Genomic DNA, 2483 nt, shown 5'->3' with positions numbered 1-2483 from the left:
CTGGGCGCGCCTGGTGGCAGACCTTGAATCCGGCGCGTTCGCTGAGGATGTATTGATTCTCTGGGAAAACAGCCGCTACAGCCGTAAGACATCCGAATGGCTGCGCCTCATGGAATTGTGCGAGGAGCACGGCAAAAAGATCTTCATAACAAGTGATGGTCGACTCTATGACCTCACACACTGGAAGGATCGGCGCAACCTGCGCGAGGACGCTTCGGACTCCGAAACGGAGAGTGACAAAGTCAGCATGCGGAATTGTCGGACGTCCGGCGCCCAGGCAGAGCAAGGGCGCCCACACTCGCGCCCCCCTCACGGCTACATGTCGCAGTACGACGAGACAACAGGCAAGTTGGTCAACTGGGTTGAAAACCCGGCGGAGTCGGCTGTACCGAAAGCACTTTTCAAGGGCCTGCGCGAGGGCAAGTCGTATCGGCGCATCGCGCGTGAGCTAGAGGCGGCCGGACACGTCAACCGCTCCGGTCGACCGTTCACGGATGAGCACCTGCGGACGATGTCTCTCCGGCCCACGTACGGCGGATACCGGAAGCACACCCCCAGGAGCCGGGGGCGCTCGTTTCAGGCGCAGCAAGTTGAAACCAATCTGTATGAGGCCACGTGGGACGCTCTGATTGACCGTGAGACGTTCTGGGCGGTGCGCCGTATGCTCCTCGCCCCGGAGCGCCGGAGTACGCGCAACGGCAGGGCGAGGTACGAACTTACACAGATCATCCGTTGCGATGTATGCGGCGGACCCATGTCGCACGTCAAGGGCACCTATACGTGCAAGGGTCGCTCATGTGTGGCAATTGATAAGCCTGCCGTCGATGCATTGATTATTGGCAAGAGGGACGAAAAGACAGGAGAGTTCATTCCTGGCGTACTCCTGTCCTACCTCGCGTCGGACAAAGTCTATGAGGACTTCGCAGCCTCGCCGCAGGACTCCGGGCAACTGGAAAGCATCCGCGCGGAGCTTGCCCGTGTGCGTGCCGACAGGAGCGAGGCGGAGAACGCAGAACCCGAGAGCATCGCGGAAGCGCGCATGTTCGCGCGGATGGTCGAGACCCTGACGAAGAAGATCAATGCTCTTGAGGAGCAAGAGCGCAGACTCACCCTGCCTGCCGTTCTCACGGACTTGATCAAGCCTGGTAAGGACGTGGCGGAGCGCTGGGAGGCCGCGCCGGTCGAGGCGCGCCGCGAGGCCGCGCGGCTCCTGCTGTCGGCTGACTGGCTCGGTCAGGTGCGTATCCAGCGCGGGCGCGGCAAGGCTGCCGCCGACCGTATCCGCTGGCACAAGGAACCCGTCCGCGAGGCTGTTTTGGCCGCGTAACAGCCGACCAACGGCGCCCCCGTCCCTTTCCTGGGACGGGGGCGCTTCGGCGTTCCTGAGGGCCGTACAGCAGAATTACACGCACGTGCTTTCTTGCGCTCGGGTCAACTTCAGAGTAAAGCTGTTTCCGTCCTGCCTCGCGCAGCCGCACGGACTCACCTCCTAGCCCGTAGCTGGGCATATCTCGGAGTCCCCAATGCCCATCTCTCCCGAGAAGGCACACCTTCGCGCCCGCATCGCTGGGCGCAGGCGGCAGAACTCTGACGCTGATGTCACCGATGAACAACGCGAGTTGAGGGCACTTGCCCTTGCAGAGCGCATCAGGCGTGACGTCGAAAGCGCTCCGCCCCTCACCCCTGAACAGATCGAACGGCTCCGGGCACTCCTGCCTCCGGTCGAGTAATCACCCCTGCATTCAAGTAACTCAAGGGTCCCGATTCCCAGCCCTGCAAATCGGGGGGCCCGCTCTTCACCGCTCCGTCAGAGACGCGACGTTCGGTTAGAGGGGACCCGGCCTCACTCGTTTGGGTGGCCAATCACTTGTTATCAGATTGATCTCAGCTGACTCATTTTGGATGTGATTAGACATGCCCAAAAAGAAGCGTCCGCGCAAGCCGACAAAGCCACCCAGCGGACCCCAAAAAGCCATCAGAGACTTTGCGGCACAGTACAAATGCAGTCACTGTAACTCGCGTGTCGACGGACTCACGCGCGACGCAACCACCGGAATTTACCGCGTAGCCATCTGCCATGACGACAGTTGCCCAGTCCTCCGAGGAACGCTCACAGACATGCATGATGCGGTCCGGGCAGCTTTGGCCGCTGGGCAAATCGCAGGGGTGATAGCCCCACTCGGCGGAGGCGCTGAGTGACTGAGTCAAAGCCGGAGCTTAACCAGTCAGACATAGACGCACGCCTCGCCCTCGCGTGGCTCCTCAATCCGCACTCGGCACGGCTGGACTCACATAGCGAGGAGGTGCAGCGCCTAGTAAGCGCCCTGTCGTCAAAGCTGCCAACGTCGGGACTGGACCCCGAAACGCACGCACTCATAGAGAGGCACAAGCGCGAGGCGGCAGAGGTCGAGAAAGCAAAGGAGATAGCGAGTTACAACCGGGCGAGGCAACGCGCACAGACCATCGAGGAGGAGGAGTTTTCC

The 2483-nt window shown here is 61.5% G+C and carries 2 protein-coding genes; both read left to right on the top strand.

Annotation, left to right across the window (positions count from 1 at the left end; all coding sequences use genetic code 11):
* Positions 1-1327, top strand: a 1327-nt coding sequence (locus I8N67_RS41230; protein WP_200309439.1) for a recombinase family protein, incomplete at its 5' end; no start/stop codon positions are given.
* Between the two features lie 868 nt (positions 1328-2195).
* On the top strand, positions 2196-2483 hold a 288-nt coding region (locus tag I8N67_RS41225), incomplete at its 3' end, for a hypothetical protein (RefSeq protein ID WP_200309438.1).

Origin of the sequence: Streptomyces adelaidensis (genome assembly GCF_016598475.1) — a bacterium.
GTDB lineage: Bacteria > Actinomycetota > Actinomycetes > Streptomycetales > Streptomycetaceae > Streptomyces > Streptomyces adelaidensis.
The sequence above is the reverse complement of the archived record's forward strand: the minus strand, read 5'-3'. Positions and strand labels throughout refer to the sequence as shown.